The following is a 26,987-nucleotide window of genomic DNA, read 5'->3' as shown; positions in this document are numbered from 1 at the left end:
GCCGGGCGAAGAGTGCGCCCCCGCCTTCCGGGAGGGCCCCGCGGGGGCCGGGGGCGGCGGCACCGCGCGAGCTCCTTCCGACGCGGGGGAACTCACCCCAGGGCCCGCTCCAGCGACCGGGCAAGACCGGCGGCGGCCGGCTCCGTCAGCGGGGCGCCCTCCGCGTCGGTCACGTACACCGTGTCCACCGCGTTGGCGCCGAGCGTCGAGACATGGGCGCTCCGCACCCGTACCCCCGCGTCCTCCAGCGCGTGCCCGATCCGGTGCAGCAGCCCGGGGGCGTCCTGGGCGCGGACCTCGATGACCGTGGCGTGGTGGGAGGCGGCGGGCGCGACCGTGACCCGGGGCGGCGGGGCGGTGAGCCCGCGCCGTCGCGGGCGGGCGGCCTCCCGCTCGGCGAGTCGCGCCCGGATGTCCAGCGAGCCGTCCAGCGCCCGGACCAGGTCCGCCCGGAGCCGGGCTTCCTCCGGCAGTGCGCCGTAGGCCGCCGCGACCCGCCAGTTCAACAGGAGGACCGCGCCGGGGCCCATCCCGCCGGGCAGCTCCACCGCCCGCAGATCGGCAGCGCGGACGGTGAGCCGGTGGAGGGCGAGCACCCCGGCCGTCGCCGGGAGCACCCCGGGCCGGTCCGGCAGCGCGATCAGCAGTTCGACGCCGACGGGCTCGGGCTCGCCCTCCTGCTGCCGCGGTTCCGCGTCGGCGCGCAGGGAGAGGACCGGGCCGCCGGTGCGCAACGCCTCGACCGCGAGCCGTTCCTGCTCGGCGTCGGGAGCGGCGGACGGCGGTTCATCGGCCGGCCGCCCCGCGAACACGGCGGCGACCCTCCGGACGAGGTCCGCGACGAGCGCGGCGCGCCAGGCGGACCAGGCGGCGGGTCCGGTGGCGAGCGCGTCGGCCTCGGTGAGGGCGTGCAGGAGTTCCAGGGTGCCGGTCGATCCGACGGCCGCCGCGACCGACCGTACGGTCGAGGGATCGTCCAGATCGCGCCGGGTCGCGGTCTCGACCAGCAGGAGATGGTGGCGTACGAGGGTGGCGACGACGGCCGCGTCGGTGCGGTCGAATCCGATCCGGGCGGCCGTGTCCCGGGCGATGGTCTCGCCCGCCACCGAGTGGTCCCCCGGCCAGCCCTTGCCGATGTCGTGCAGCAGGGCCGCGACGAGCAGCAGGTCGGGGCGGCCGACCCGGCGGGTCAGCGCGGACGCCCGGACGGCCGTCTCGACCAGATGGCGGTCGACGGTCCAGGTGTGCACGGCGTTGCGCTGCGGCCGGCAGCGGACCCGTTCCCAGTCCGGGAGCAGTCGGGTGATCAGCCCGTCGGCCTCCAGGGCCTCCCAGACGGCGACCGTGGGCCCACCGGCGCCGAGCAGGGTGACGAACTCGTCGCGGGCCTCGGCGGGCCAGGGCACCGGCAGCGGGCGGGCGGCGGTGGCGAGCCGCCGTACCGCGTACGGGGAGAGCGGCAGGCCGGACTGGGCCGCCGCGGCGGCGGCGCGCAGCGGCAGTACGGGGTCCCGTTCGGGTCGGGCGGTACGGGCGAGCACGACCTCGCCGTCCTGTTCGACCACGCCGTCGGCGAGCGGGGCGCGCTCGGTCTCGGGGCGACGGGCGCCGTCCCCGGTGACCATGCGGCGGATGAAGTCGCCGGGCTCGCGGGCGAGCGCGCGCAGCCGGGGCCGTACGGAGCGAGCCCTGAGCACCCGGTGGACGTCGCGCCAGGTGATGTCGGAGGCGTACGAGACGGTCCTGGCCGCCTCGTACACCCGGCGCAGCAGCGCGTCCGCGTCGAGCAGGCCGAGCGCGGCGGCGACGTCGTCCTGTTCCTGGAGGGTGAGGCGGTCGGTGGCACGGCCGGTGGTGAGGTGGAGGGCGTCGCGGGTGTCGAGGAGGGTGCGGCGGGCCTCGGCGAGTCCTTCGCGGGGCGCGTCGGCGAGCCAGGAGGCGGCGACGGCGCGCAGGGCGGTGGCGTCCCGCAGTCCGCCGCGCGCCTCCTTCACATCGGGTTCCAGCAGAAAGCGCAGCTCGCCGTGGCGTTCGGCGCGTTCGCGGCAGAGTTCGTCCAGGTGGGGCAGGCGCCGGGCGGCCTGGTTGCGCCAGTCGGTGAGTGCGGCGGTGCGCAGGGCGGCGACCGGTGCCGGGTCGCCGCCGACGGGGCGGGCGTCGAGCAGCCCGAGTTGGACCTTGAGGTCGTCGGCGGCGGTGCGGCGGGCCTCGGCGGGGGTGCGTACGGAGTGGTCGAGGGCGAGCCCGAGGTCCCAGACGGGGTACCAGATCCGGTCCGCGAGGGTGGCGAGCGCGCCGGGGTCGGTGGAGCCGTCGTGGAGCAGCAGCAGATCGAGGTCGCTGCGGGGGGAGAGTTCGCCGCGGCCGTAGCCGCCGACGGCGACGAGGCAGGCGCCCCGGACGCCGGTGTCCCGGCAGGCGGCGGCGAAGAGGGCGGTGAGCCAGCGGTCGGTCAGCCCGGCGAGGGCGGCGCGGCGGTCCGGCCCGGACCGCGTCCTCTCACTGAGGAGGCGCAGCCGGGCCGCCGCATAGCCGCTGGGTCCCGAGTCCTCCGCTTCGGTGATCGTCTCAAGGCTCGACACAGGACCGACCTTTCCGTGCTCGTGACGCCGGCGCGAACCCGGCGCCCGTACCGCTGGAGCCCCCCGTAGTACTGCTGGTGTGCCCGTACCGCCGGGCGGCGGTTCGAGCCCCCCTCAGGCGGGCGGCCTAGAGCGCGTCGGGGCCGCGTTCGCCCGTCCGGACCCGTACCGCCGTCTCGACCGGCACGCTCCACACCTTGCCGTCGCCGATCTTCCCGGTGCGGGCGGCCTTCACGACGACCTCGATGAGTTGGTCGGCGTCGGCGTCCTCGACCAGGATCTCGATACGGATCTTGGGCACCAGGTCGACGGTGTACTCGGCGCCCCGGTAGACCTCGGTGTGGCCGCGCTGACGGCCGTATCCGCTGGCCTCGGTGACGGTGAGCCCCTGGACCCCGAAAGCCTGGAGGGCCTCCTTGATCTCGTCCAGCCGATGGGGTTTCACGACCGCGGTGATGAGCCTCATGCGTCCACCTTCCTGTCCTGCTGCGGGTTCTTGGCGGGGGCCGTCGGCACGGCCTCATCCGGCGCGGCGACGGGGGCGGTGACGGACGGGCGGGTGCCGGTACCGCCGCCCGCGCCGCTGAAGTCGTACGCGGTCTCGGCGTGCTCGCTCCGGTCGATGCCGGCGATCTCGGTGTCCTCGTCCACCCGCATCCCGATCGTCCGGTCGATGATCAGGGCGAGGAGGGCGGAGACCACCAGAGAGTAGGCGAGTACGGCGCCGACGCCGATGGCCTGCTTGCCGAGCTGTTCGAGTCCGCCGCCGTAGAACAGGCCCCTGGCGTCGGACTGGACGCCTCCGGTGGCGAAGAAGCCGACGAGGAGGGAGCCGACGACACCGCCGACGAGGTGGACGCCGACGACGTCGAGGGAGTCGTCGTAGCCGAACCGGAACTTGAGACCGACGGCCATGGCGCACAGCACACCGGCGATGGCACCGATGGCGATGGCGCCCAGCGGGGAGCAGGAGCCGCCGGCCGGGGTGATGGCGACGAGGCCGGCGACCGCGCCGGAGGCGGCGCCGAGGGTGGTGCAGGCCCCGTGGCGGACCTTTTCGTACGCGAGCCAGGCGAGCATGGCGGCGGCGGTGGCGACCTGGGTGTTGACGAACATGACCGCGCCGACGCCGTCGTCGTTGCCGAGCCAGGAACCGGCGTTGAAGCCGAACCAGCCGAACCACAGGAGGCCCGCGCCGAGCATGACCAGCGGCAGGCTGTGCGGGCGCATCGGGTCCTTCTTGAAGCCGACCCGCTTGCCGATGACGAGGATCACGCCGAGGGCGGCGGCGCCGGCGTTGATGTGGACGGCGGTGCCGCCCGCGAAGTCGATGACGCCCATCTCGAAGAGCCAGCCGCCAGCGCCCCAGACCCAGTGCGCGACCGGGAAGTAGACGGCGGTGGCCCAGAGGGTGATGAACAGCGCCCAGGCGCCGAACTTGACCCGGTCGGCGAGGGCGCCGCTGATCAGGGCGGGGGTGAGGACCGCGAACATCAGTTGGAAAACGGCGAAGACGTAGACGGGGATGGTGTAGCCGTCCCACAGTTCGTCGACGCCGATCCCGCTGAGCCCCAGGTAATCGCCCGACCAGCCGACGACGGAGCCGATGTCGGTGCCGAAGGCCATGCTGAAGCCGTAGAGGACCCAGAGGACGGTGACGATCCCCATGCTGATGAAGCTCATCATCAGCATGTTGAGGGTGGACTTGACGCGGACCATGCCTCCGTAGAAGAAGGCGAGGGCCGGGGTCATCAGCATCACCAGGGCGGAGCAGATGAGCATGAAGCCGGTGTTGGCGGCAGAGAGCGTCGGGGTCTCTGCGGCAAGGGTCGAGATGCCTGGGGGCATCGGCGTCTCCTCGTCGTCGGTGCGGCCTCGTGCGGGGGGAGCCGGAGCGGATCGGGCGGCGGGCCGGTATGCGCCCTGAGATTGGCGCAGCGCGGTTTCGGCCAGGGCCGCTCGATGTTTCACGGCGGTGACGAAGAGGTTCGGCGTGTTACGCGGCCATGAACGGACGGCCGGGGTCCGGATGCCGGTCGTACGGTCGGCCCACCGCACCGGTGACGGGACGGCCGGGGGCCTGTGCGGGAGCGCGGTGGCGCGACGGTCGGGGAGCCCGTACGGGCGCGGGTGAGGGCCCCGCACCGGGTGGCGCCGGGGCGGTGGCCGGGACCGGCCGGGAGCGGGCTCAGACCGCCTCGGCGGCCTCGGGGAGCTGGGCGGTGAGCTGGTCCGTCAGCCGGACGACCTCGGCCACGTCACCGAAGTCCCTGGCGGCCGTGTCGACGGTCTTGCGCAGCCGGGTGTTGACGCGCTCGGAGCGGACCCGCCGGGCGACGGTGAGCGCCTTGGACGCAAGGTCAGTGGCATGCTCGGGCTCGCGCTTCAGCAGGTGGACGGTGGCCATGCCGATCAGATTGAGCGCATACGACCGCTGGTGCTCCTCGTCCCGTTCGAAGAGGTCGACGGCGCGGGCCATGACCGGCTCGGCGAGCGAGGCGTAGGTGGGGCTGCGGCCCGCGACATAGGCGAGATCGCGGTAGGAGTGGGCGTTCTCGCCGTTCAGTTCGGCCTGGGAGAAGAAGCGGATCCAGTCGGGCTCGGGCTCGCCGTCGATCCCGATGTCGGCGAAGGTGTCCTCGGCCATCCGGACGGCGCGTTTGCACTTGCTGGGATGACCCATGTTCGCGTACGCGCGGGCCTCCATCGCATACAGCATCGACTGGGTGCGCGGGGTGGCGCAGTCGCGGCTGCCGTACTGGGCGAGGTGGATCAGCTCCAGGGCGTCGTCGGGCCGTCCGATGTGGATCATCTGACGGCTCATCGAGGAGAGGATGTACGAGCCGAGCGGCTTGTCGCCCGCCTCCTTCGCCGCGTGCAGCGCGAGCACGAAGTACTTCTGCGCGGTGGGCTGGAGCCCGACGTCGTAACTCATCCAGCCGGCCAGCTCGGCCAGCTCGGCGGCGCAGGTGAAGAGGCGGCGGGTGGTGGCCTCGGGGTGCGACTCCTGCAACAGGTCGGTGACCTCGTGGAGCTGGCCGACGACCGCCTTGCGGCGCAGCCCGCCGCCGCACTGCGCGTCCCACTGGCGGAACATCGCGGTGGTGGACTCCAGCAGCTCCAGCTCGGGCTGGGAGAGCCGGGACGGCCGCTGCCCGATGAGCTGCGGATCGGGCCGGTCGGGCGCACCGCCGGGGGTGGGCACCAGCCAGCGCTGCATGGGCTCGACCAGCGCGGGTCCGGCGGCCAGCGCCAGCGAGGTGCCGAGGAAGCCGCGCCGGGCCAGCATCAGATCGCTGCGCGAGAACTCGCTGAGCAGGGAGACGGTCTGCGGTCCGGCCCAGGGCAGGTCGACGCCGGAGACCGACGGCGACTGGTGCGCGCTGCGCAGTCCGAGGTCCTCGATGGCGACGACGGTGCCGAAGCGCTCCGAGAACAGCTCGGAGAGGATGCGGGGAATGGGTTCGCGCGGCTGTTCGCCGTCGAGCCAGCGCCGTACGCGTGAGGTGTCGGTGCTGATGTGGTGGGCGCCGAGCTGCCGGGCGCGGCGGTTGACCTGGCGGGCCAGCTCGCCCTTGGACCAACCGCTGCGCACGAACCACGACCCCAGTCGGTCGTTCGGGCGCTTGCCGGAATTCGTCCCGGCGCCGCTGCCGTCCACTGCAAGCCCCCATCCATAGAACCCCGAAGCCAGAACCCTTACCAGAATGTCGTGGGTTGAGACGTCCGCCCGGAGATCTCACGCCGCCGAACAGAAACGCGAGGTGTGTCCGGCATACCCAGGGGGTGCGCGGAACTCAAGGGTTCGAGCACTGAAAGTAATCCTACGATCACCCGTCCCGTGAGCGCGATTCCAGAAACGCCACCATTCGCCACCCCTTCGAATGAACTCCCCCTCAGCCGGGCGCGATTCACTTGACACACGACGATCGGGGGTCGGCGGCGACAGCGCACACCGAGGCGCATATCGCCATCCGCACTCCCCCTCGCGCCACTGTGCGCCGCCGAAGCTTCACCGCTCGCGACGCTGTGTCACGGGGAGACTTCGGGTCGTAACCACCGGCGAGCACGACCCGTTGGAGGGGGCATGGGCTTCACGATCGGCAGCGGCAGTCGAGGGATCCGGGACATCCGGTCCGGCTCACGGCGCCGCGGCCGCACCACGGAGCGCACCGCGGTGGCCGAGTACACGGGCCTGTGGGGCTGGGCGGTGGTGCCCGGGGCCCGGGTCACCTCTGACGGCTGTTCCTGCGGCGAGGCGCGGTGTCCGGCCCCGGGGGCGCACCCGTTACCGCACGCGACCGAGATCCCCGCGGGTGCAACCCTGGACACGGTGACCGGGGCGTGGGAGCGGACACCCGGCGCGGCGCTGCTGCTGCCGGTGGGACGGACCTTCGACGTCCTCGACGTGCCCGCACCAGCGGGGCGTCGGGCCCTGGTGCGGCTGGAGCGGATGGGCCTGCCGCTGGGCCCGGTCGCGGCGACCCCGGACGCGCGCTGCCAGTTCTTCGTCGCCCCGGGGGCCGCCGACGACCTTCCCGAGCTGCTCTACCGGATGGGCTGGGACGACGCGGAGCTGGACCTGCACTGTCTGGGCCCCGGCGACCACATCACGGCCCCGCCGTCCGACCACGCGGGCCTGGGGCCGGTGAGCTGGCTGCGACCCCCGTCCGTCAGTACGGGCGCCACGGCGACCGCGCCGCCGGAGGCCCGGTTGTTGCTGGGGACCCTGGCGTACATCTGCCACCGTTCGGCGGCGTGACGGGACCGGACCGGACGGGCATAGGGAAGGCCCCGTTGGACCACCAGTTACTAAGAAAGTAACTGGTCCAACGGGGCCTTTGACTGTCGGAACTCCAAGTGACCGTCCGGGGGGAACCGGCCGAGCGCCGGTCTCAGTCGCCGATCAGTGCGTCGACGAACGCCTCCGGCTCGAACGGCGCCAGATCGTCCGGACCCTCGCCCAGGCCGATCAGCTTCACCGGCACACCCAGCTCCCGCTGGACCGCGACGACGATGCCGCCCTTGGCCGTACCGTCCAACTTGGTCAGCACGATGCCGGTGATGGACACGACCTCCGCGAAGACCCGCGCCTGCACCAGACCGTTCTGACCGGTCGTGGCGTCCAGGACCAGCAGCACCTCGTCCAGCGGGCCGTGCTTCTCCACGACCCGCTTGACCTTGCCCAGCTCATCCATCAGACCGGTCTTGGTGTGCAGCCGGCCGGCCGTGTCGATCAGCACCACATCGGCGCCCTCGGCGATGCCCTCCTTGACCGCGTCGAACGCGATCGACGCCGGGTCGCCGCCCTCGGGGCCGCGCACCGTGCGCGCGCCGACGCGCTCGCCCCAGGTCTGGAGCTGGTCGGCCGCAGCGGCGCGGAAGGTGTCAGCGGCGCCGAGGACGACCGAGCGGCCGTCCGCGACCAGGACCCGGGCGAGCTTGCCGGTGGTGGTGGTCTTGCCGGTGCCGTTGACCCCGACGACCATGACGACGGCCGGGGTGTCCAGACCGCTCTCGGTCTTGACCGCACGGTCCAGATCGGTGCGGACCAGGGTGAGCAGCTCCTCGCGGAGCAGGGCGCGCAGATCGTCGGGCGTACGGGTACCGAGCACCCGGACCCGCTCACGCAGCCGCTCCACCAGCTCCTGGGTGGGGGCGACACCGACGTCCGCGATGAGCAGCGTCTCCTCGATCTCGTCCCAGGTGTCGTCGTCGAGGTGCTCCCGGGAGAGCAGCGTGAGCAGCCCCTTGCCGAGGGAGTTCTGCGAGCGGGCGAGGCGGGCGCGCAGCCGGACGAGCCGGCCCGCGGTCGGTTCCGGGACCTCGATCTCGGGGGCCGGGGCGACCACCGGATCCTCGACGGCGACCGGGGTACCGGCAGCGTCGTCGGCCGGCGGGAGGTCGACCTCCTCGATGGTGCGGCGTGGTTCTTCCCGCGGTGTCTCCGCCTCGTCGCCGACATGCGGCTCGGCGGGCGGAGCGGTGATGGTCGGCGCGGTGGGCGGGGCCGATGGCGGCAGCTGCTTCTTCTTGCGGCCGCTGATCACGAGCCCGCTGATCGCGCCGACGGCGACCAGGGCGATGACTACAGCAAGGATGACGAATTCCATAACCCACCCAGTATCGGTCACGGCTCGGCGGAGCGGGTCGCCCCCGCTCCGGACGGTCTCCGGGCAGGGTCACCGGAAAATCCGGATGACGCTTCCGCGCCGGTCGGGTTAGCGTCCGATTCATGACCGTCGTGGAGTACCGGACCATTTCGGACGCGCATCTGGACCGCGCCCTGGACCTGCATTACCTCGTATTCCTGGAGAAGGACTGCGAGGACGAAGTACGGAAGCGCCACCGCGAGATCCTGGCGTACGGCGACCGGATCGGCGCCTATGAGGGGGACGACCTCGTCGGACTGCTGGTGGCCCATCCGCTGAGGCTGTCGGTGCCCGGCGGGGAGCTGCCGTGCGCGGGGGTGACCTTCGTGTCGGTGGCGCCGACGCACCGTCGCCGGGGGGTGCTCAGCGGGATGATCGACGAGCTGTGGCGGCGGTGCGCGGCGGCCGGGCAGCCGCTGGCCGCGCTCTGGGTGTCGGAGGCGGACATCTACGGCCGGTTCGGATTCGACCCGGCCACCCGCTCGTACACCGTGGAGATCGACGCCGGCTGGCCGCTGAAGCTGCGGACGGCACCCGACGGCCGGCCGCTGCGGCTGGTGCCGCCGGAGGAAGCGCCCGCGGTGATCGGCGCCCGGCACGCGGCGGCGCGGGCGGAGCGCGCGGGCCGGGTGGCGCGGGACGACTTCTGGTGGCGGACGCACATCCTGCCGGAGACCGACGAGGAGAACGACGACCTCACCGCGCCCCGGGTGGTGACCATCGGCGATCCGGGCGAGGTGCCCGCGGGGTATGTCATCTACCGCACGCTCTCCGACAGCGAGGGCCGGGGCACCCTCCACCTGCGCGAGCTGGAGGCGGACTCACCCGCCGTCGCGGCGGCGCTCTGGCAGTACGTGGCCTCGATCGATCTGGTCGACAAGGTACGGGCCTGGGGGCGCCCGCTGGACGATCCGCTGCTGCGCTTCGCGGGCGACCGCGACCTGGTGAGGGTCGCCCAGGAGTTCCCGGCGCTCTGGCTGCGGCTGGTCGACGTGGCCGCGGCGCTCCGGGGCCGCGCCTGGTCGGCACCGGTCGATCTGGTGCTGGAGGTGACGGACACGGGGATTCCGGCCAATGCGGGCCGCTACCGCCTCACCACCGAGGAGGCCGGGGCGGACGGTCACCGGGCGCTGGTGACCCGTACCGACGACGCTCCCGACCTCACCCTCGACGTACGGGAACTCGCGGCCGGCTATCTGGGTGACGTGGACACCGCCGAGCTGGTCCGGGCGGGGCTCGTGACCGAGCACACGCCGGGCGCGGCCCGGGGACTCGGCGCCGCGCTCCGTACGGAACTGCTGCCGCACACCACGGACGAATTCTGAGTCGTGCCACCTCGCGTCGCGCGGGCAGATCCTCTGTCAATCTGACGCGTCGTCAACTATGGTCCCCCTTCGCCCGGCTCCACAGCCCACGAAGGGGGACTTCCCCATGGCCTTCACCGTGGCCCGTTTCAATCTGGTCGATCCCGACGCGACGCCCGTGACCCTCGCGGCCCGCTACCGGGCGGCGCTGGAGATGGCCGCGTACGCCGACACCCACGGCATCGACACCGTCCAGACCGAGGAGCACCACGGAGCCCGCGACAACTGGCTGCCGTCCCCCTTCGTCTTCGCCGGAGCGGTACTCGGCGCCACCCGGCGCGTCTCCGTCACCGTCTCCGCGATCATCGGCCCGCTCTACGACCCGCTGCGGCTCGCCGAGGAGATCGCCGTCCTCGATCTGATCGGCCGGGGCCGGCTGACCACGGTCGCGGGCATCGGCTACCGGCAGGAGGAGTACGAGCAGTTCGGCGTCGACTGGCAGCGGCGCGGCCGGCTCCAGGACGAGCTGCTGGAGACGCTGCTCCAGGCGTGGACCGGCGAACCGTTCCCGTACCAGGGGCGGACCGTACGGGTGACGCCCCGCCCGTACACCCAGCCGCACCCCCTGCTGTTGGTGGGCGGCTCGTCCCGGGCGGCGGCCCGGCGGGCGGCGCGGCTCGGACTGCCGTTCTTCCCGAGCGCGCACCTGCCGCAACTGGCGGCCTACTACCACGAGCAGTGCGTGCACCACGGCACCACCGGCTGGACCATGATGCCCGCCGCGGAGACCCCGCTGCTCCATCTCTCCGAGGACCCGGACCGCACCTGGGCCGCGTACGGCGAACACTTCCTGTACGAAGCGCGGGCCTACGCCTCCTGGCAGTCCCAGGAGATCCGCTCGGCGGTGCGGTCCACCGCGACGACGGTGGCGGAGCTGCGCGCGGAGGGCGTGTACCGGGTGCTGACACCGGACCAGTGCGCCGGTCTCGGCGCGGAGTCCCTGGTGCTGCATCCGCTGTGCGGCGGAATGCCGCTGGACGAGGGCTGGCGTTCGCTCCGGCTGTTCTGCGAGAGCGTGGCGCCCCGGCTGACGGCCTGACGGGGGAGGGCCGCGGCGGCTCCCAGAAGCGCCGCCGCGACAGACCAGAGGTGCCGCCGCCGCGACAGGCCCGGGGTGCCGCCGCGACAGACCAGAGGTGCCGCCGCGACAGGCCCGGGGTGCGTCAGCCCATCTCCTCCAGCGCCTTCCCCTTGGTCTCCTTGACGAAGAGGAGCACGAACGGGATCGAGAGCACCGCGAACGACGCGTAGATGATGTACGTGGCCGAGAGGTTCCAGTCCGCCAGGCTCGGGAAGCTCGCGGTGATGGCCCAGTTGGCGATCCACTGCGCGGACGCGGCGACACCGAGCGCGGCGGCGCGGATCCGGTTCGGGAACATCTCACCGAGGAAGACCCAGACCACCACGCCCCAGGAGAGGGCGAAGAAGAGCACGAAGACATGGGCGGCGACCAGCGCCACCGTGCCCTCGGTACTGGGCAGTTTGCCGTCCACCAGGGTGGCGGAGAACGCCCATGCCTCGAAGGCCAGCGCGATGGCCATGCCCGACGAGCCGATGAGGGCCAGCGGCCGGCGCCCGATCCGGTCGACCAGGATCATCGCGATGACCGTGCCGATGATGTTCACGATCGAGGTGGTGAAGGAGTAGAAGAACGAACTGGTCGGATCGATGCCGACCGACTGCCAGAGCGTGGAGGAGTAGTAGAACGCCACGTTGATGCCGACGAGCTGCTGGAAGACCGAGAGACCGATACCGATCCAGACGATGGGCAGGAAGCCGAAGCGGCTGCCGAGCAGATCCTTGAAGGTGGATTTGTGCTCGCTGCGCATCGCGTGGTCGATCTCGGCGACACGGGCGTCCAGGTCGATGTGTTCGCCCTCGACCTCGGCGAGGACCTTCTTGGCCCGGCCCACCTTGCCCACGGAGATCAGGAAGCGGGGCGACTCGGGGATGGCGAAGGAGAGCAGCCCGTACAGCAGCGCCGGTACGACCATCACGCCGAGCATCCACTGCCATGCCTCCAGGCCGCCGATCTCGCCGCGCTGGTCGCCGTCGGCTAGCTGGAGGATGCCGAAGTTCACCAACTGGGAGATGGCGATGCCGATGACGATCGCGGCCTGCTGGAAGGAGGCGAGCCGGCCCCGGTAGGCGGGCGGGGAGACCTCGGCGATGTAGGCGGGGCCGATGACCGACGCCATGCCGATGGCGAATCCGCCGATGATGCGCCACATCGCCAGGTCCCAGAGGGCGAACGGCAGGGCCGAGCCGACCGCGCTGACGGTGAAGAGCACGGCGGCGATCCGCATACAGGCGATCCGGCCGATCCGGTCGGCGATCCGGCCCGCGGTGGCGGCACCGATGGCGCAGCCGATCAGGGCGATGGCGATGACCTGGGCCAGCTCGCCGGAGCCGATGTCGTAGCGGTCGCGGATGGCCTCCACGGCGCCGTTGATGACCGAGCTGTCGTACCCGAAGAGGAATCCGCCCATCGCGGCGGAGGCCGTGATGAAGATGACGTGGCCGAGATGGTCCGGATGGGCCTCGCGGGCCCCCGACGCCGGTGGTGGCTGCGAAGTGCTGGTCAACGTGTACTCCTGGGGCCGTTAACTCCTGGGGCCGTCTCCGACAGCGCACTCCCGCCGGGGAGGGCGGAGCGCGAGCCCTTCAAGTGGCGCACAGGTTCAGGCGCCCCACCACTCGGCCTGCGCTGTCGGGCGGAGGCCGGTCTCCGGTCTCCGGCGCGGCACTGCGTCCGGGTCCGCGTCACCGACGCGGTGGTCAGCACTGGTGGGCGTCGGTCGGCGGTCAGCCGCGGTCTGAGGCGCTCAGCGGCAACGGATGCTCCAGGGACCGGGCCCCCCGCCTGGGGGGCCTCAGCGGAGCCGCTGGCTGATGACCTTGGAGACGCCGTCGCCCTGCATCGAGACGCCGTACAGCGCGTCCGCCACCTCCATCGTCCGCTTCTGATGCGTGATCACGATCAACTGCGAGGACTCCTGGAGCTCCTGCATGATCCGGATCAGCCGCTGGAGGTTGGTGTCGTCCAGCGCCGCCTCCACCTCGTCCATCACATAGAACGGACTCGGCCTGGCCTTGAAGATCGACACCAGCATCGCCACCGCCGTCAGCGAACGCTCACCGCCGGAGAGCAGGGAGAGCCGCTTGACCTTCTTGCCCGGCGGCCTCGCCTCGACGTCCACGCCCGTGGTGAGCATGGACTCCGGGTCGGTCAGGACGAGCCTGCCCTCGCCGCCGGGGAAGAGCCGCGAGAAGACACCCTCGAACTCCCGGGCCGTGTCCCGGAACGCCTCCGTGAAGACCTGTTCGACGCGCTCGTCCACCTCCTTGATCACCTGAAGCAGGTCGGCCCGTGTCTTCTTCAGGTCCTCCAGTTGCTCCGAGAGGAACTGATGACGCTCCTCCAGGGCCGCGAACTCCTCCAGAGCCAGCGGATTCACCTTTCCGAGCTGTTGGTACGCCCGTTCGGCCGACTTCAGGCGTTTCTCCTGTTCCGCGCGGACGAAACGTCCGGGCCGGTACCGGGGATCGTCGGAGCCGGCCGTGCCCCCGGGCCCCTCGACCGGCGCCTCCTCGTCGGGCGGCGTCTCCCCGTCGGCGGTCGGTGCCGGCGGTACGGGCTGGTCGGGCCCGTACTCCGCGATCAGACCGGCCGGCTCCACCCCCAGCTCCTCCAGCGCCCTGGCCTCCAGTTGCTCGATCCGCAGGCGCTTCTCCGCGCCCAGGACCTCGCCCCGGTGCACCGAGTCCGTCAGCTTGTCCAGCTCGCCCTTGAGGTCGCGGCCCCGGGACCGGGCGGCCGTCAGCTCCCGCTCCCGTACGGCCTTCGCCGCCTCCGCGGCGGCCCGTTCGGCATCGGCTCGGACCAACGAGACCTCGGTGTGTGCCAGGAGTTGTCGGGCGGCGGCGGCCACGGCCGCGGCGACGGCGGCCTCCCGGCGCAGCCGGGCGCGCCGCTGTTCGGCCCGCGCCCGCGCCTCCCGTTCGGTGCGCGCCGCCCGGTCCAGACCGTCCGCCCGCCCAGCGAGCCCCTTCACCCGCTCCTCGTGCGTACGGACCTGGAGGCGGGCCTCCATCTCGGTCTGTCGGGCGTTTGCCCCGTCGGCCGCGAGCCGGTCCCGGACCTGGGTGTCCGGCTCCTCGTCCGCCGGGGTCTCCTCGGCCACGAGCAGCCGTTCGGCCAGCTCCTCCGCCTCCTCACGGGCCCGCTCCAGCGCCTCCCGCGCCCGCGCGACGGCGGCGGCGGTGCGCTCGGCCTCGCCCTCGGCGGCACGGGCCTGCCCGGAGAGGGCGCCGAGCCGTCCGGAGACGGCGGACTTCTCCCGGTCGGCGGCCCGGCGCCGCTCCCCCAGCTCCTCCACCAGCGCGACCCATTCGGCGCGCCGCCCGGCCGCGAGCCGCTTCTCCTCGGTCAGCGCGGCGCAGCGCTCGGTCAGCCCGGTCAGCTCGGCGGTGGCCTCGTCGACGGAGGCCCGCACCTCCAGCAGGCTGGGCGCCCCGGCGGAGCCGCCGTGGGCGATATGCGCGCCGAGGACATCGCCCTCGGCGGTCACGGCGGTCAGTCCGGGGCGCGCGTGGACGAGGTCCTCCGCGTCCGCCAGCGTCTCGACGACCACGAACCCGGCCAGCAGCCGTCGCACGGCCCCCATCAGCTCATCCGGCCCGCGCACCAGATCGACGGCGTACGGGTGGGGCCCGGGGCCATGGTCCGGTAGGGCCCCGGGGGCGTCGCCCGGCCCCCGTACGGTCCGCTCCGGCGCGGACGCCTCCGGGGCGCCGCTCAGCAGTATCGACGCACGGCCCGCGTCGGACTTGCGGAGCAGCCGCAGCGCATCGGCCGCCGTCGCCGTGCTGGTGACCGCCACCGCGTCCGCCGCCGCGCCGAGGGCGGCGGCCACCGGGATCTCATAGCCGCGGGCCACCGTCAGCAGTTCGGACGCCGGGCCGAGCACCCCGCCCAGCCGGTCCCGGGCCGCGAGCAGCGCGCCGGTGCCGTCCTTGCGGCGCAGGCCCAGGGCGAGCGCGTCGCGGCGGGCGGTGACGGCGGCGCGTTCGCGTTCGGCGACGGTGAGGGCCTCTCCGGCCGCGTTCAGCGCCGCCTCCGCCGCGGCCAGTTCGCGCCGCGCGGTGTCATGGCGTTCGCCCAGCTCGGTGTCGTCCGCGTCGAGTCCTTCGACCTCGGCCCGGAGCAGTTCGTACTCCTCGCGCGCGGCGGTCGACCGTTCCCCGGCCTCGTCCCGGGCGACGGTCAGCCGGTCGATCTCGGCCTGGGCCGACGAGGCCCTGCCCCGGGCCGCGTTGACCTGGCCACCCAGCCGGGCGAGCCCCTCGCGCCGGTCGGCGATGGCGCGGGCGACGTCCTTGAGCCGGCGTTCCTCGACGGCGAGTTCCCGTTCCAGCTCGGCCCGGTGGGCGACCGTGTCGTCGAGGGCGTGCTCGGCCGCCTCCAGCGCCGCCGTCAGCTCCGCCTCCTGCTCGCGGACCCGCGCCGCCTCGCGCTCCAGGTCCTCGGGATCACGCCCGCGCCGCTCGTCGGGGGGCTGCTCGGTGGCGCTCTTCACCCGGGCGTCGGCCAGCGAGACCGTGCCCCGGACCCGCTCGGCGAACTGGGAGAGTTCGTACCAGCTCTGCTGGGCCCGTCCCAGCCGGGGCGCCAGCCGCCGCACCTCCTCCTCCAGCGCGGCCTCCCGGGCGAGCGCCGCCCTCAGCTCGGCCTCGGCCGCCTCCTTGCGCGCCTTGAGCGCGGCCTCGTCGGCGATCTCGGCGCCCAGGGCGGTCCGGAGCCGCACGAGGTCGTCGGCGAGCAGCCGCAGTCTGGCGTCGCGCAGCTCGGCCTGGATGACGGCGGCCCGCCGGGCGACCGCCGCCTGCCGGCCGAGCGGTTTGAGCTGGCGGCGGAGTTCGTCGGTGAGGTCCTGGACCCGGGCGAGATTGGCCCGCATCGCGTCCAGTTTCCGCAGCGCCTTCTCCTTGCGCTTGCGGTGTTTGAGAACACCCGCGGCCTCTTCGATGAAGGCGCGCCGTCCCATCGGATCGGCGTGCAGCACCGAATCGAGCTGCCCCTGTCCGACGATGACATGCATCTCACGGCCGATACCGGAGTCGGAGAGCAGTTCCTGGATGTCGAGGAGCCGGCAGGTGTCGCCGTTGATCTGGTATTCGCTGCCGCCATTGCGGAACATGATCCGCGTAATGGTGACCTCGGCGTAGTCGATGGGGAGCGCGCCGTCGGAGTTGTCAATGGTCAGGGAGACCTCGGCGCGGCCGAGCGGCGGCCGGCCGGTCGTCCCGGCGAAGATGACGTCCTCCATCTTTCCGCCGCGCAGCGATTTCGCGCCCTGCTCGCCCATGACCCAGGAGAGGGCGTCCACCACATTGGACTTACCGGAGCCATTCGGGCCGACCACACAGGTAATGCCGGGCTCGAACCGCAGGGTCGTGGCGGAAGCGAAAGATTTGAACCCGCGCAGGGTCATGGCCTTGAGGTGCACGCAGCCGGACTCTACCTTTCCCGCCCGGTTTCGCCCGGGAAGGCGGGGGGCACATCAGACGGTAAGGGATGGGAGCACAGGGCTTTGGGGGAAAGAAAGAAGGGACGCCGATGGCGTCCCTTGCATATCTTGCGCGATGGATCTCCAGCGGACCACCGGACTCAGGTGAGTGCGGGCTCCGCCTGCGGTACGTCGATGTCGATGCCGTCAAGCAACGACTCTCCGGGGTGCTTGGCGACGGCAGCGTTGAGCGCGTCGTTCTCGGACTGAATCCGTACGAGTTCGGATTCGAGGTCCTGGACGCGCTGCTGAAGCCGTCGCATCTCGGCGAGGAGTCGCGGGTCAGAACCGCCGACGTAACCGAGAAGCGCCTTTGCCATGATGGATGGTCCTCCACACTGAGTGACCGACCGATGCGGTGTGGGTCGTGAGGGATTCGCACCCGCGGTGCTCGACAGTGCATAGGTACTGTGCTGATATCACTGCGGTTCTTACTGCCAAACAGCTAAGGTGCGCGGGGCTTCCAGAGTCTCACCAAAAAGTTTGACGGTCAACACGATCACAGTCCGTATCGAGGGGCAGACCCGGAGGCGCGCTGTCGCTGACGCAGCGGCGAAGCCTCTACTCCGGGGCCCGGGGGCATCGAGATCATGCCCACGCGGGCAGCCTGGCACGACCCGCACTTGTTGGCAACCACCAGGACGTTTCCGCCTTTGGCGGGTGCTGGCGGCAGGAGCCGGCGGGGGGTCCGGAAGCGGTCGGATCCGAAGATCGGTCAGCGGATCGCGAAGCCGTCGTAACCACCGCGCGGCGTGTCCCATATCTCAGTCACACCGTCCACACGGCCGGGTGTGTCGGCGGAGCGCAACCACTCCAGCAGACGGTGGCAATTCTCACGTGACCCCTCGGCCACGATCTGCACTCTGCCGTCGTCGAGATTGAGCGCGAATCCGGTGAGCCCTCCGATCTCCAAAGCGTTTGCCCTGGTGAACCAGCGGAATCCCACTCCCTGTACTCGACCGCGTACCCAGGCGGTGAGCCGTGCTGCATCGTTCATAGCTGCACGGTAGCCGCCCGGACGCCGTCGCCGAATTGCGCATCAGCCCCTTCTCGCCGATGCGCCATGGCGTACAGTCCGGACGCAATGAACATCACCCGTTCGGGTGAGTCAGTCGGCTGTCGGGCCGATATACGCCCCTCAACAGGCCGTATATCGGCCCGATAGTCGACGATCTGCGAAGAAAGGCACAGCAATGGGACGCCATCGAAGCTCCGCCAAGCGTGCGGGCAGGCCCGTACGCACCGGGCTGCTCGGCGCCTCCGCGGCCCTGGCGATGGGTGCCGTGGCCGTCGCCACCGGTCTGCTGCCGGGGGGTGTCGGCTTCGTCTCCGGTGACGACCCCTCGCCCTCCTCCGGGGGCCAGGTGCGCGGCACCGCCAACGGTCTGCCGGAGCTCCAGACTCAGGGTGACGCCGGCGCGGGTTCGGCCGGCGCGTCCCCGAGCACACGTCCCACGCCTCCGCAGTCTCCGTCGAAGGCCCCCGCCCCGAGCCCGGCCAAGCCGTCGGCGGCGGCGTCCGCCCCGGCGGTGAAGACGCCGGCACCGAAGCCCAAGGTGCCGGCGCCGGCGAAGCCTCCGGCCCCCGCACCCGAACGCCCCGCCGCGCCGTCCACACCGCCCCCGGCCGCCGACACGTCCGACTCGCCCTCGCTGGCTGAGGCCTCCTCGCCGTCGGAGCGGGCCGCCGAGGCCGAGGTGCTCGCCCTGGTGAACCAGGAGCGCGCCAAGGTCGGCTGCGCCCCGGTCCGGTTCGACGCCTCACTGGCCCGGCTGGCCGGTGCCTTCAGCAGTGACATGGCCCAGCGTGGCTTCTTCTCGCACACCGACCCGGATGGTGACACCCCGTGGGACCGGGCCGAGCAGGCGGGGGTGGCGAACATGGGCGGCGAGAACATCGCCCGTGGCCAGGCCGACGCCGGTGCCGTGATGAACTCGTGGATGAACAGCCAGGGCCACCGCGAGAACATACTCAACTGCGACTACAAGACGCTGGGGGTCGGGGTCGACATGCGCGACGGCGGCCCCTGGTGGACGCAGAACTTCGGCTTCTGAGCGGCCCGCACCGGACGGTCCCCGTCCCCCCCGGCGGGGGTGAGCGTTCCCCCCGCGGTGCGCGCTACGACGCGGCGCGGGCGGCGCGCGACGGTCGCTGGCAGCGCGGACAGTAGTAGCTGGACCGATTCATCCAGGGGCTTCTGCGCATCAGGGTCCCGCAGCGACGGCAGGGCTCGTCCTCCCGCCCGTACGCGTCCAGTGAGCGGTCGAAGTACCCCGACTCGCCGTTCACGTTCACATAGAGGCTGTCGAAGCTGGTCCCGCCGACGGCCAGGGCCGCGTTCATCACATCCCGTACATGACCCAGCAGTTCCACCGAGCGGGGGCGGCCGAGGCCGGCCGTCGGGCGTTCGTAGTGGAGCCGTGCGCGCCAGAGCGCCTCGTCGGCGTAGATGTTGCCGACCCCGCTGATCAGTGACTGGTCGAGCAGCGCCCGCTTGACCGTCGTACGGCGCAGCCGCAGCGCGGTGTGGAAGGCGTCGTCGTCGAAGGCGGGGTCGAGCGGATCACGGGCGATGTGCGCGATGACCTCGGGCAGTCCGTCGGGGGTGTTGTCGTGGACCGAGAGGCCGCCGAAGGTCCGCTGGTCGACGAAGCGCAGCTCGGTGCCGATGGAGTCGTCGAAGCGGAGTCGGATCCGGAGGTGCTTCTCGTCCTCCGCGTCCTCGGGCTGCACCAGCAGTTGACCGCTCATGCCGAGATGGCCGAGGACCGAGGAGCCGGTGTCCGCGAGGGGCAGCCAGAGATACTTCCCCCGGCGGCGGGCGATGCCGACGCTGTGTCCCCTGAGCCGGGCCCTGAAGTCTTCGGCGCCCGCGAGATGGCGGCGGACCGCGCGCGGGTGCAGGACCTGCACATCGGCGATCGTGCGTCCGCTGACCCAGTGCTGGAGTCCGCGACGTACGACCTCGACCTCGGGCAGCTCGGGCACGGGCCTCCTTCGGCATACACACTCGTGACGACGCCCGCAGCGTACTCCCCGACCGGCGGGGGGAAGACGGCGAGGCCCCTCGCCCACGGAGGGACGAGGGGCCTCGGCGCCATCGATACGGAGGGCGGGGTTCAGGCCGAGGCCCGGTCCACCTGTTCCGGAGCGGGCTGAGCCGGATCAGCCTGTGCCGGAGCGGGCTGCTCCGCGGTGGGCCGGGCCCGTACGGGAGCGGGTCCCGACAGTTCCGGCTGCACCGACCGTTCCTGCTGTTCCTGCGACGAGATGGAGTCTTCGGCGGGCCCGGCCTGATCGACCGCGCCCTCCTGGGATTCGCCGGACGGCTCCGGCTCGACCGCCGACGCCACCTTCGCCGTCTGCTCGGCCTTTTCGGCCTTCGCGGCAACCGCGCGTTCGTCCGCAGCGGCACGAATCTCCCGCCACGCGGACTCCGCCGCCTGCTGCTCGGCCTCCTTCTTGCTGCGGCCGGTGCCGGTGCCGTACGAGACACCACCGACGCGGGCGGCAGCGGTGAAGGTCTTCTCGTGATCCGGACCGGTCTCGGTGACGAGATACTCCGGAACCCCGAGACCCTCGGCAGCCGTCAGCTCCTGGAGACTGGTCTTCCAGTCCAGGCCGGCACCGAGGTTGGAGGATTTCTCGATCAGTGGATCGAAGAGGCGGTGCACCAGCTCCGACGCCGCTTCGAGGCCCTGGTCGAGATAGACCGCGCCGATCACCGCTTCCAGGGTGTCGGCGAGGATGGATGCCTTGTCCCGGCCACCCGTGCCCTCTTCGCCCCGGCCGAGCCGGATGAAGAGACCGAGTTCGAGCCCACGGCCGACCTCGGCGAGTGCTCGCGAGTTGACCACCGCGGCCCGCAACTTGGCGAGCTGCCCCTCCGGCAGATCCGGGTGGGTGCGGTAGAGCGTGTCGGTGACCACCAGACCGAGCACGGAGTCCCCGAGGAACTCCAACCGCTCGTTGGTGGGCAGGCCGCCGTTCTCGTAGGCGTACGACCGGTGGGTCAGCGCACGCACCAGAAGGGCGGACTCGATCTGATAACCGAGCCGCCCTTCCAGAAGCGTGTGGGACGAGGCTGCGTTGACGTTGTCCGCCAACTTCTTGGCATTGGACAGCTCAGACATCGGGCCTCTCACCAGCCGCTCAGACCTCGAGGACCTGGCGCTTGTTGTAGGTTCCACAGCTCGGGCACGCGATGTGCTGCAGCTTGGGCTCCTGGCAACGCTCACACGAAACCAGGACGGGGACCGCAGCCTTCCACTGCGACCGGCGGTGGCGCGTGTTGCTGCGCGACATCTTCCGCTTCGGAACAGCCACGGCTACTTCTCCTGCTTCTCGTCGACGCCCGCTTCGGCGCCGCCCATGTTGTCCTTCTCGCCGTCCGTGATGGTTTCGGCGAGTCCTTGCAGTGCCGCCCAACGAATGTCGACGGCATCGTGATGGTGGTCCGGGTCGTCGTCCAGCCTGATTCCGCACTGGACGCAGAGACCGGCACAGTCCTCCCGGCACACCGGCTGCATCGGCAGTGCGAGTACCACCGCGTCACGCAGCACGGGTTCGAGGTCGAACAAGCCGTCCTCAAGAGTGAGGATGTCCTCGCCCTCGGCGTCGTCGCCGGGCTCCGCGGTACGACTGCGGCTCCGGTCATCGGCGTCGGGGTACGTGAACATCTCCTGGAAGTCCGCCGCGACATCGAGGCGCAGCGGCTCCAGACACCTTACGCACTCCCCCTCGGCCGACGCACGGGCGGTGCCGGTGACGAGCACACCGTCCATGACGGACTCAAGGCGGAGGTCGATCTCCACGGCCGCGCCCTCCGGCACGCCGACGACCCCTTCGACACCGAGATTCTTCGGCGCCTGGATCGAGCGGGAGAGCCGCTGGAGCGCGCCGGGACGCCGACCCAGCTCGTGCGTGTCGAACACGAGGGGGTTGCGGTGGTCGAGGCGGGCGTTCAGGGGTCTTCCTACTTTCGATCCGGTAATGCTGGGGGGAGGTGCTGCCGTCCCTGGTTGACGAGGGATGCGAGCAGCCGAGATCACGACAGTACGCGCGACCGAAGAACCAGGATACTTGACCGGTCGCCGTGGGCCCAATCGGACCCCCTCGGCCTGCGAGGACGGCCGGGGAACACCGTACGGGACCGCCGCGGGGCGCATTGCCCGGGGGTGCCGGGGGCTCACCGCCCCTGTTCGTACCGGCGGAGCTGGTCGAGGTCGATCATGCTGGTGTCGAAGAGACTGGTCTCATCGAGGCCGGCAGCCGCCGGCTGGGCGGGCTGCTGCTGCTGCTGCTGCTGCTGCTGCTGCTGCTGCTGCTGCTGCTGCTGATAAGCGTAGGGGTCCTGCTGCGCGTACTGCCCGCCGTACGTCTCCGGCGTCTGGGGGGCGTACGGCTGGGGGTCGTACCCCTGCTGCTGGTACCCGGCTCCGGCGTACGGGTCCTGCTGGTAGCCCGGGTAGGCGTCCTGGGCCTGGTATCCGGCGAAGGGGTCGTGCCCGCCCTGCTGGTCGTACTGGTTCCGCTGGTCGTACGGGTCCCGGCGGTCGTACGGGTCCGGGAACGGCGGCGGCTGTTCGGCGGTCGGCGCATAGGCGGGCTGCTGGGGCGGTGACGGGGGCGCCTGGGGGTGGTGGAGCGGCTGGGTGGCCAGTGCGGGTAGCGGCTCGGGGGCGGGAGTCGGCTCGGCGGTCAGCGGTACGGCGCCGCGCCGGGGCTCGGGCACCGCGGCCGGCCGCTCCGCAGGCGCCGGGGAGGGCCGCTCGGCCACCGGCCCGGCGTCCGCCAGCTCCGCGAGACCGGCCAGGTACTCCGCGTCACTGGCATGGTGGCGGCCACCGGCCGCCGCGTCCTGCGCGGCCATGTGCTCGCCGAGCGCGTCACTGGTGGTGCGGCCGTGCAGCTTCAGCCGGCCCCGGCCGACGGCTTCGAGGGTCTTGGAGAGCACCGCCTCGAAGGCGCCGAGCTTGGCGTCCACATAGCCGTCGGCGCGCTGGACGAGGATCGCCGGGTCCGCGCTGTACTCGGGGGCGTCGTCGTCCGCGTATCCGTCCTGGTCCAGTCCGGGCCCCCGGCCGAGGAGCTTCTCCCGGCCCCGGTCCACGGAGCCGATGGTCTTGGTGAGGACCACCTCGAAGTTGGCCAGCTTGGAGTCGACGTAGTCGTCGGCCTCGGCGCGGATCTCCTCGGCCTCCCGGCGGGCGTCGGCGAGGATCCGGTCGGCTTCGTCCTGGGACCGGCGCGCGACCTGGGTGTCCGAGATCAGCGAGCCGCGCTCGGCGTGGGCGCCCTCGATGATCCGCTCGGCCTCCTGGCGGGCCTGCTCGACCAGTTGTTCCTGGCCGCCGATCAGCTCCCGGGCCTGGGCGAGCGAACCGGGCAGGGCCTGGCGCACCTGCTCCAACATGGCGAGCAGTTCGGCGCGGTTGACCACGCACGAGGCCGACATGGGCATGGACCGGGCGCCCCCGACCGCCTCGACGATCTCATCGAGCTTCTTCTGCACGTCCACCGTGGTTCGCCACTCTCTGCCTGGTACGTCGGAGCCGCCGTCCGGCCCGGCCGAGCCGGACGGAAAAACTCTACGGCGGGGAGTGCCACCCCGTCGCCGAATGACGAACCGTCATCCCCCGACCGCCGTAGCGGCTCACCCGGCTTCGCCGGCCCGCTCCGCGAGTCGCTGGACCAGCGCCTCATGGACGACGGGCGGCAGCAGGTGGGAGACGTCGCCACCCCAGGCGGCGACCTCCTTCACCAGGCTGGAGGAGAGGAAACTGTAGGTCGGGTTGGTCGGCACGAAGAGCGTTTCGACGCCCGAGAGGCCGTTGTTCATCTGGGCCATCTGGAGTTCGTAGTCGAAGTCACTGACCGCCCGCAGTCCCTTGACGATGGCGGGGATGTCACGCGCCTTGCAGAAGTCGACGAGGAGTCCGTGGTGGGACTCGACGGAGATGTTTCCGTACTCCGTGGTGACCCGGCGGATCAGGTCCATGCGCTCGTCGACGCTGAACAGACTCTTCTTCGACTGATTGACCATCACCGCGACATGTACGACGTCGTACAGCTTCGAGGCGCGGCCGATGATGTCGAGGTGTCCGTTGGTGATGGGGTCGAATGACCCCGGACAGACTGCGCGGCGCACTGGAAGTCCCTCGCTCTCCGGTCCGGTCATGGGCTGTCTTCGCAGGTGGAAGCCTCTTCGCACGAGGAGGCGGCGCGACCGTACCAAAGGGTCCCCTCGCCGTAACGACGGGCCCTCAACGGCTCGAAGCCCGGTGGCCAGACGAAGGTGCCGCCCCGTGTGCTGCGTTCCACGGTGGCGAGCGCGTCGTCCGTGAGCCAGCCCTGGGTCCGGAGTGTGAGGAGGATCTCCCGAAGATCGTCGTCGGTGACGGCGTACGGAGGGTCGAGGAAAACCACGTCATAGGGGGCATCGGGGGCCGGACCTGTAACGATCTGTTCCGCTTTGCCGGTACGGACCTCGGCACCCGGCAGTCCGAGCGACCGGACGTTCTCCCGGACGACGCGGGCGGCGCGGGCGTCCGCCTCGACCAGCAGGGCGTGGGACGCGCCCCGGGAGAGCGCCTCCAGGCCGACCGCGCCGGAGCCGGCGTACAGATCGGCGACGCGGACGCCGTCGAGCGTGCCGAGGAACGACTCCCAACTGGAGAAGAGCCCTTCACGAGCGCGGTCGGACGTCGGGCGGGTGCCGGTGCCGGGCGGGACGGCGAGGCGGCGTCCGCCGGCCGAACCGGCGATCACGCGGGTCATCTCGTTCCTTACAGAGTCGGGTCCGGGCCGGGTCCGGACGGTGTCCGGGCCGGACCCGGGATCGGTCCGGGAATCCTTTCCGATCAGTCTCTCAGCCCTTGTCGAGATACTGCTCGCGCTCGGTGTCCAGGAGGGCTTCGAGGGCGGTGCGCAGCCCGGGGGAACGGGTCAGCTCCGGGTCGTCGCGGACGACGGCGACGGCCTCCTCGCGGGCCGCCGCGATGATCTCCTCGTCCTCGATGACGGTGAGCATCCGCAGCGAGGTGCGCGCCCCGGACTGGGCCTGGCCCAGCACATCGCCCTCTCGGCGCTGTTCGAGGTCGATACGGGAGAGTTCGAAGCCGTCGAGCGTGGCGGCTACCGCGCCGAGCCGGGCGCGGGCCGGGCTCGCCTCCGGCATATCGGTGACCAGCAGACAGAGCCCGGGGGCCGAGCCCCGGCCCACCCGGCCGCGGAGCTGGTGGAGCTGGGAGACGCCGAACCGGTCGGCGTCCATGATCACCATCGCGGTGGCGTTGGGGACGTTCACCCCGACCTCGATGACGGTGGTGGCGACCAGGACATCCACCTCGCCCGCGGTGAAGCGGCGCATCACCGCGTCCTTGTCGTCGGGCTGCATCCGGCCGTGCAGCACCTCGACCCGCAGCCCGGCGAGCGGACCCCCGCGCAGCTCGTCCGCGACCTCAAGCACCGCGAGCGGCGGGCGCTTCTCCGCCTCGTCCGCCTGGGACTTCTTCTTGGTCTTCTCGTCCTCGCCGTCCCCGATGCGGGGGCAGACCACATACGCCTGGTGGCCCTTGTCCACCTCCTCGCGCACCCGCTCCCAGGCGCGCGCCAGGAAGTGCGGCTTGTCCTGGGCCGGGACCACATGGCTGGCGATCGGCGAACGTCCGGCCGGGAGCTGGTCCAGCACCGAGGTCTCCAGATCGCCGAAGACCGTCATCGCCACCGTGCGGGGGATGGGGGTGGCGGTCATGACCAGCAGATGCGGCGGCTGCTTCCCCTTGGAGCGCAGGGCGTCGCGCTGCTCCACCCCGAAGCGGTGCTGCTCGTCCACGACGACCAGGCCCAGATCGTGGAACCGGACCTTGTCCTCGATGAGGGCGTGGGTGCCGATGACGATGCCCGCCTCACCGGTCACCAGGTCGAGCAGGGCCTGGCGCCGCGCGGGGACCCCCATCGAGCCGGTCAGCAGCACCACCTTCGTGGCCTGCTCGGCGGCGCCCAGCACGCCCGCCCCGGCCAGCTCGCCCATCATCTCCACCGTGGACCGGTGGTGCTGCTGGGCGAGCACCTCGGTCGGCGCGAGCATCGCGGCCTGGCCGCCCGCGTCCACCACGGCGAGCATGGCCCGCAGCGCGACCAGCGTCTTGCCGGAGCCGACCTCGCCCTGGAGCAGCCGGTGCATCGGATGCTCGGTGGCCAGATCGTCGAAGATCTCCCGGGTGACGGTCGCCTGGCCGTCGGTGAGGGTGAAGGGAAGGTCGGCGTCGAAGGCGTCGAGCAGCCCACCGGGGACCGGTCGGCGGGCCACGGCGGGGAGTTGTGTCTCGGCGAGGCGACGGCGCGCCAGCGCCACCTGGAGCACGAATGCCTCGTCCCATTTGAGCCGCTGCCGGGCGTCCTCGACATCGGCCTTGGTGTGCGGGCGGTGGACCTTGAGCAGCGCCTCGGGCAGCGGTACGAAGCCCCGGCCCTCGCGCAGGGCCGGTGGCAGCGGGTCGACGGCGTCCCGCGCGCGGGGCAGTACCGCGTCGACCGCCTTGGCGATCTTCCAGGACTCCATCCCCTTGCACGCCGGGTAGATGGGGATGAGGGCGCCGGCCCAAGCCTGGACGGCCTGGACGGCCTCATAGTCGGGGGCGGCGTCGATGCCGAGGCCGGCGCCGGGCTCCGTGCCGAGGGCGGTGCCCGCGCCGAGGTCCGGGGCCGGGTCGGTGCCGCCCGGCTCACCGGCCAGCTTGGCGTAGGTCGGGTGGGCGAGCTGGAGCTTGCGGTTGAACACCGACACCTTGCCGGCGAACATCGCCCGGCTGCCCGGCAGGAGTTCCTGGTGCGGTTTGTGCACACCGCGGCCGAAGAAGACGAGCTGGAGCCGGCCGCTGCCGTCCGTGATCGTGATCTCCAGGCGTTTGCCCCGGCCGCCGTTGAAGGTGTGCACCCGGGCGTCGGCGACCTGGGCCACCACCGTCACGTCCTCGTCGAGCGGCAGCTCGGACAGCCGGGTGAGCTGCCCCCGCTCCTCGTACCTCCGGGGGTAGTGATGGAGCAGGTCACCGACGGTGCGCAGGTCGAGCTGGTCGGCCAGCACCTTGGCGGTGGCGGCTCCGAGCGTCTTCTTCAGGGGTTCATCGAGCACGGACACACGACCCATTGCACACCACGGCACCGACAGTCACCCGCACCTGTGCAGAACCGGTGGTCATGAGGGTGCGGCGGGACCCGGGAGCGCACCGGGCCGGTGACAGGTGCCCGCGCTCCGGCCCGGTCGGCGGAGCGTCTCGTCCCCGGTCCGCGGGAACGTCTCGGTGGCACGCATCG

20 protein-coding genes and 1 pseudogene are annotated in these 26,987 nt (G+C 71.9%); 4 read left to right on the top strand and 17 right to left on the bottom strand.

Features of this window, described 5'->3' with window-relative positions; all coding sequences use genetic code 11:
- Positions 1 to 92 precede the first annotated feature (92 nt).
- The 4 genes from ACH4S7_RS18580 to ACH4S7_RS18565 form a co-directional block, all read right to left on the bottom strand.
- Positions 93 to 2,582 carry a [protein-PII] uridylyltransferase gene (locus ACH4S7_RS18580; protein WP_398522269.1) on the bottom strand — a complete coding sequence of 830 codons (2,490 nt, stop codon included), beginning with the start codon at positions 2,580 to 2,582 and terminating at the stop codon, positions 93 to 95.
- A gap of 127 nt (positions 2,583 to 2,709) precedes the next feature.
- Positions 2,710 to 3,048: a P-II family nitrogen regulator gene (locus tag ACH4S7_RS18575; RefSeq protein ID WP_398522268.1), complete on the bottom strand. Its 339-nt coding sequence runs from the start codon at positions 3,046 to 3,048 to the stop codon at positions 2,710 to 2,712.
- Positions 3,045 to 4,430 (bottom strand): ammonium transporter, encoded by a 1,386-nt coding sequence (locus ACH4S7_RS18570; protein WP_398522267.1) that lies wholly within the window; start codon positions 4,428 to 4,430, stop codon positions 3,045 to 3,047. Before ACH4S7_RS18570 ends, ACH4S7_RS18575 begins: the two co-directional genes overlap by 4 nt.
- Before the next feature lie 340 nt (positions 4,431 to 4,770).
- The gene (locus tag ACH4S7_RS18565; protein ID WP_398522266.1) at positions 4,771 to 6,243 is read right to left on the bottom strand and encodes a hypothetical protein; all 1,473 of its coding nucleotides are present in this window, start codon (positions 6,241 to 6,243) and stop codon (positions 4,771 to 4,773) included.
- A 426-nt stretch (positions 6,244 to 6,669) separates the two neighbouring features.
- Here ACH4S7_RS18565 and ACH4S7_RS18560 point away from each other — a divergent pair, with 426 nt between their 5' ends.
- Positions 6,670 to 7,344 carry a bifunctional DNA primase/polymerase gene (locus ACH4S7_RS18560; RefSeq protein WP_398522265.1) on the top strand — a complete coding sequence of 225 codons (675 nt, stop codon included), beginning with the start codon at positions 6,670 to 6,672 and terminating at the stop codon, positions 7,342 to 7,344.
- A 133-nt stretch (positions 7,345 to 7,477) separates the two neighbouring features.
- Here the strand turns inward: ACH4S7_RS18560 and ftsY are convergent, their stop codons facing one another.
- Positions 7,478 to 8,695 carry a signal recognition particle-docking protein FtsY gene (ftsY, locus tag ACH4S7_RS18555; protein ID WP_398522264.1) on the bottom strand — a complete coding sequence of 406 codons (1,218 nt, stop codon included), beginning with the start codon at positions 8,693 to 8,695 and terminating at the stop codon, positions 7,478 to 7,480.
- 122 nt (positions 8,696 to 8,817) lie between these two features.
- Between ftsY and ACH4S7_RS18550 the strand changes: the two genes are divergently transcribed.
- Positions 8,818 to 10,059: a GNAT family N-acetyltransferase gene (locus tag ACH4S7_RS18550; protein ID WP_398522263.1), complete on the top strand. Its 1,242-nt coding sequence runs from the start codon at positions 8,818 to 8,820 to the stop codon at positions 10,057 to 10,059.
- Positions 10,060 to 10,165: 106 nt separating this feature from the next.
- On the top strand, positions 10,166 to 11,137 hold the full coding sequence (locus ACH4S7_RS18545; RefSeq protein WP_398522262.1) for an LLM class flavin-dependent oxidoreductase: 972 nt from the start codon (positions 10,166 to 10,168) through the stop codon (positions 11,135 to 11,137).
- A 124-nt stretch (positions 11,138 to 11,261) separates the two neighbouring features.
- Here ACH4S7_RS18545 and ACH4S7_RS18540 read toward each other — a convergent pair whose 3' ends face one another.
- The 4 genes from ACH4S7_RS18540 to ACH4S7_RS18525 all read right to left on the bottom strand — a co-directional run bounded on the left by ACH4S7_RS18540 (position 11,262) and on the right by ACH4S7_RS18525 (position 17,664).
- The gene (locus ACH4S7_RS18540) at positions 11,262 to 12,683 is read right to left on the bottom strand and encodes a sugar porter family MFS transporter (RefSeq protein ID WP_398522261.1); all 1,422 of its coding nucleotides are present in this window, start codon (positions 12,681 to 12,683) and stop codon (positions 11,262 to 11,264) included.
- Positions 12,684 to 12,971: 288 nt separating this feature from the next.
- Positions 12,972 to 16,607 (bottom strand): chromosome segregation protein SMC, encoded by a 3,636-nt coding sequence (gene smc, locus ACH4S7_RS18535; protein ID WP_398522260.1) that lies wholly within the window; start codon positions 16,605 to 16,607, stop codon positions 12,972 to 12,974.
- A gap of 161 nt (positions 16,608 to 16,768) precedes the next feature.
- A complete protein-coding gene (locus tag ACH4S7_RS18530; protein ID WP_313943858.1) occupies positions 16,769 to 16,987 on the bottom strand; it encodes a hypothetical protein in 219 nt (72 codons plus the stop codon).
- Between the two features lie 395 nt (positions 16,988 to 17,382).
- Positions 17,383 to 17,664, bottom strand: coding sequence for an acylphosphatase (locus ACH4S7_RS18525; RefSeq protein WP_392020349.1), 282 nt, complete (start codon positions 17,662 to 17,664; stop codon positions 17,383 to 17,385).
- A gap of 196 nt (positions 17,665 to 17,860) precedes the next feature.
- Between ACH4S7_RS18525 and ACH4S7_RS18520 the strand changes: the two genes are divergently transcribed.
- Complete coding sequence (locus ACH4S7_RS18520; RefSeq protein ID WP_398522259.1) at positions 17,861 to 18,721, top strand: CAP domain-containing protein; 861 nt, start codon at positions 17,861 to 17,863, stop codon at positions 18,719 to 18,721.
- Positions 18,722 to 18,785: 64 nt separating this feature from the next.
- On the opposite strand, the gene mutM is transcribed toward ACH4S7_RS18520, so the two are convergent.
- The 8 genes and pseudogenes from mutM to recG all read right to left on the bottom strand — a co-directional run bounded on the left by mutM (position 18,786) and on the right by recG (position 26,820).
- Complete coding sequence (mutM, locus tag ACH4S7_RS18515) at positions 18,786 to 19,655, bottom strand: bifunctional DNA-formamidopyrimidine glycosylase/DNA-(apurinic or apyrimidinic site) lyase (RefSeq protein ID WP_398522258.1); 870 nt, start codon at positions 19,653 to 19,655, stop codon at positions 18,786 to 18,788.
- Between the two features lie 406 nt (positions 19,656 to 20,061).
- A pseudogene (gene rnc, locus ACH4S7_RS18510) lies at positions 20,062 to 20,800 on the bottom strand (ribonuclease III); the annotation flags it as partial.
- A gap of 19 nt (positions 20,801 to 20,819) precedes the next feature.
- Positions 20,820 to 20,993 carry a 50S ribosomal protein L32 gene (gene rpmF / locus ACH4S7_RS18505; RefSeq protein ID WP_052579726.1) on the bottom strand — a complete coding sequence of 58 codons (174 nt, stop codon included), beginning with the start codon at positions 20,991 to 20,993 and terminating at the stop codon, positions 20,820 to 20,822.
- Positions 20,994 to 20,995: 2 nt separating this feature from the next.
- Positions 20,996 to 21,634 (bottom strand): YceD family protein, encoded by a 639-nt coding sequence (locus ACH4S7_RS18500; protein WP_398522371.1) that lies wholly within the window; start codon positions 21,632 to 21,634, stop codon positions 20,996 to 20,998.
- Between the two features lie 221 nt (positions 21,635 to 21,855).
- Entirely contained in the window at positions 21,856 to 23,187 is a 1,332-nt protein-coding gene (locus ACH4S7_RS18495; RefSeq protein WP_398522257.1) for a cell division initiation protein, read from the bottom strand.
- Positions 23,188 to 23,322: 135 nt separating this feature from the next.
- Positions 23,323 to 23,817: a pantetheine-phosphate adenylyltransferase gene (gene coaD / locus ACH4S7_RS18490; RefSeq protein ID WP_398522256.1), complete on the bottom strand. Its 495-nt coding sequence runs from the start codon at positions 23,815 to 23,817 to the stop codon at positions 23,323 to 23,325.
- 26 nt (positions 23,818 to 23,843) lie between these two features.
- Complete coding sequence (gene rsmD, locus ACH4S7_RS18485; protein ID WP_398522255.1) at positions 23,844 to 24,446, bottom strand: 16S rRNA (guanine(966)-N(2))-methyltransferase RsmD; 603 nt, start codon at positions 24,444 to 24,446, stop codon at positions 23,844 to 23,846.
- Positions 24,447 to 24,537: 91 nt separating this feature from the next.
- Entirely contained in the window at positions 24,538 to 26,820 is a 2,283-nt protein-coding gene (recG, locus tag ACH4S7_RS18480; protein WP_398522254.1) for an ATP-dependent DNA helicase RecG, read from the bottom strand.
- Positions 26,821 to 26,987: the final 167 nt, after the last annotated feature.

The organism is Streptomyces sp. NPDC020965 (assembly GCF_044333555.1).
Lineage (GTDB): Bacteria > Actinomycetota > Actinomycetes > Streptomycetales > Streptomycetaceae > Streptomyces.
Note: the sequence above shows the minus strand (reverse complement) of the source record. Positions and strands in the feature narration are given on the sequence as shown.

Coding starts and splice junctions, on each gene's coding strand:
- ACH4S7_RS18575 (WP_398522268.1), bottom strand. CDS start 3,048: ATGAGGCTCATCACCGCGGTCGTGAAACCCCATCGGCTGGACGAGATC.
- ACH4S7_RS18570 (WP_398522267.1), bottom strand. CDS start 4,430: ATGCCCCCAGGCATCTCGACCCTTGCCGCAGAGACCCCGACGCTCTCT.
- ACH4S7_RS18560 (WP_398522265.1), top strand. CDS start 6,670: ATGGGCTTCACGATCGGCAGCGGCAGTCGAGGGATCCGGGACATCCGG.
- ftsY (WP_398522264.1), bottom strand. CDS start 8,695: ATGGAATTCGTCATCCTTGCTGTAGTCATCGCCCTGGTCGCCGTCGGC.
- ACH4S7_RS18550 (WP_398522263.1), top strand. CDS start 8,818: ATGACCGTCGTGGAGTACCGGACCATTTCGGACGCGCATCTGGACCGC.
- ACH4S7_RS18545 (WP_398522262.1), top strand. CDS start 10,166: ATGGCCTTCACCGTGGCCCGTTTCAATCTGGTCGATCCCGACGCGACG.
- ACH4S7_RS18530 (WP_313943858.1), bottom strand. CDS start 16,987: ATGGCAAAGGCGCTTCTCGGTTACGTCGGCGGTTCTGACCCGCGACTC.
- ACH4S7_RS18525 (WP_392020349.1), bottom strand. CDS start 17,664: ATGAACGATGCAGCACGGCTCACCGCCTGGGTACGCGGTCGAGTACAG.
- ACH4S7_RS18520 (WP_398522259.1), top strand. CDS start 17,861: ATGGGACGCCATCGAAGCTCCGCCAAGCGTGCGGGCAGGCCCGTACGC.
- rsmD (WP_398522255.1), bottom strand. CDS start 24,446: ATGACCCGCGTGATCGCCGGTTCGGCCGGCGGACGCCGCCTCGCCGTC.
- recG (WP_398522254.1), bottom strand. CDS start 26,820: ATGGGTCGTGTGTCCGTGCTCGATGAACCCCTGAAGAAGACGCTCGGA.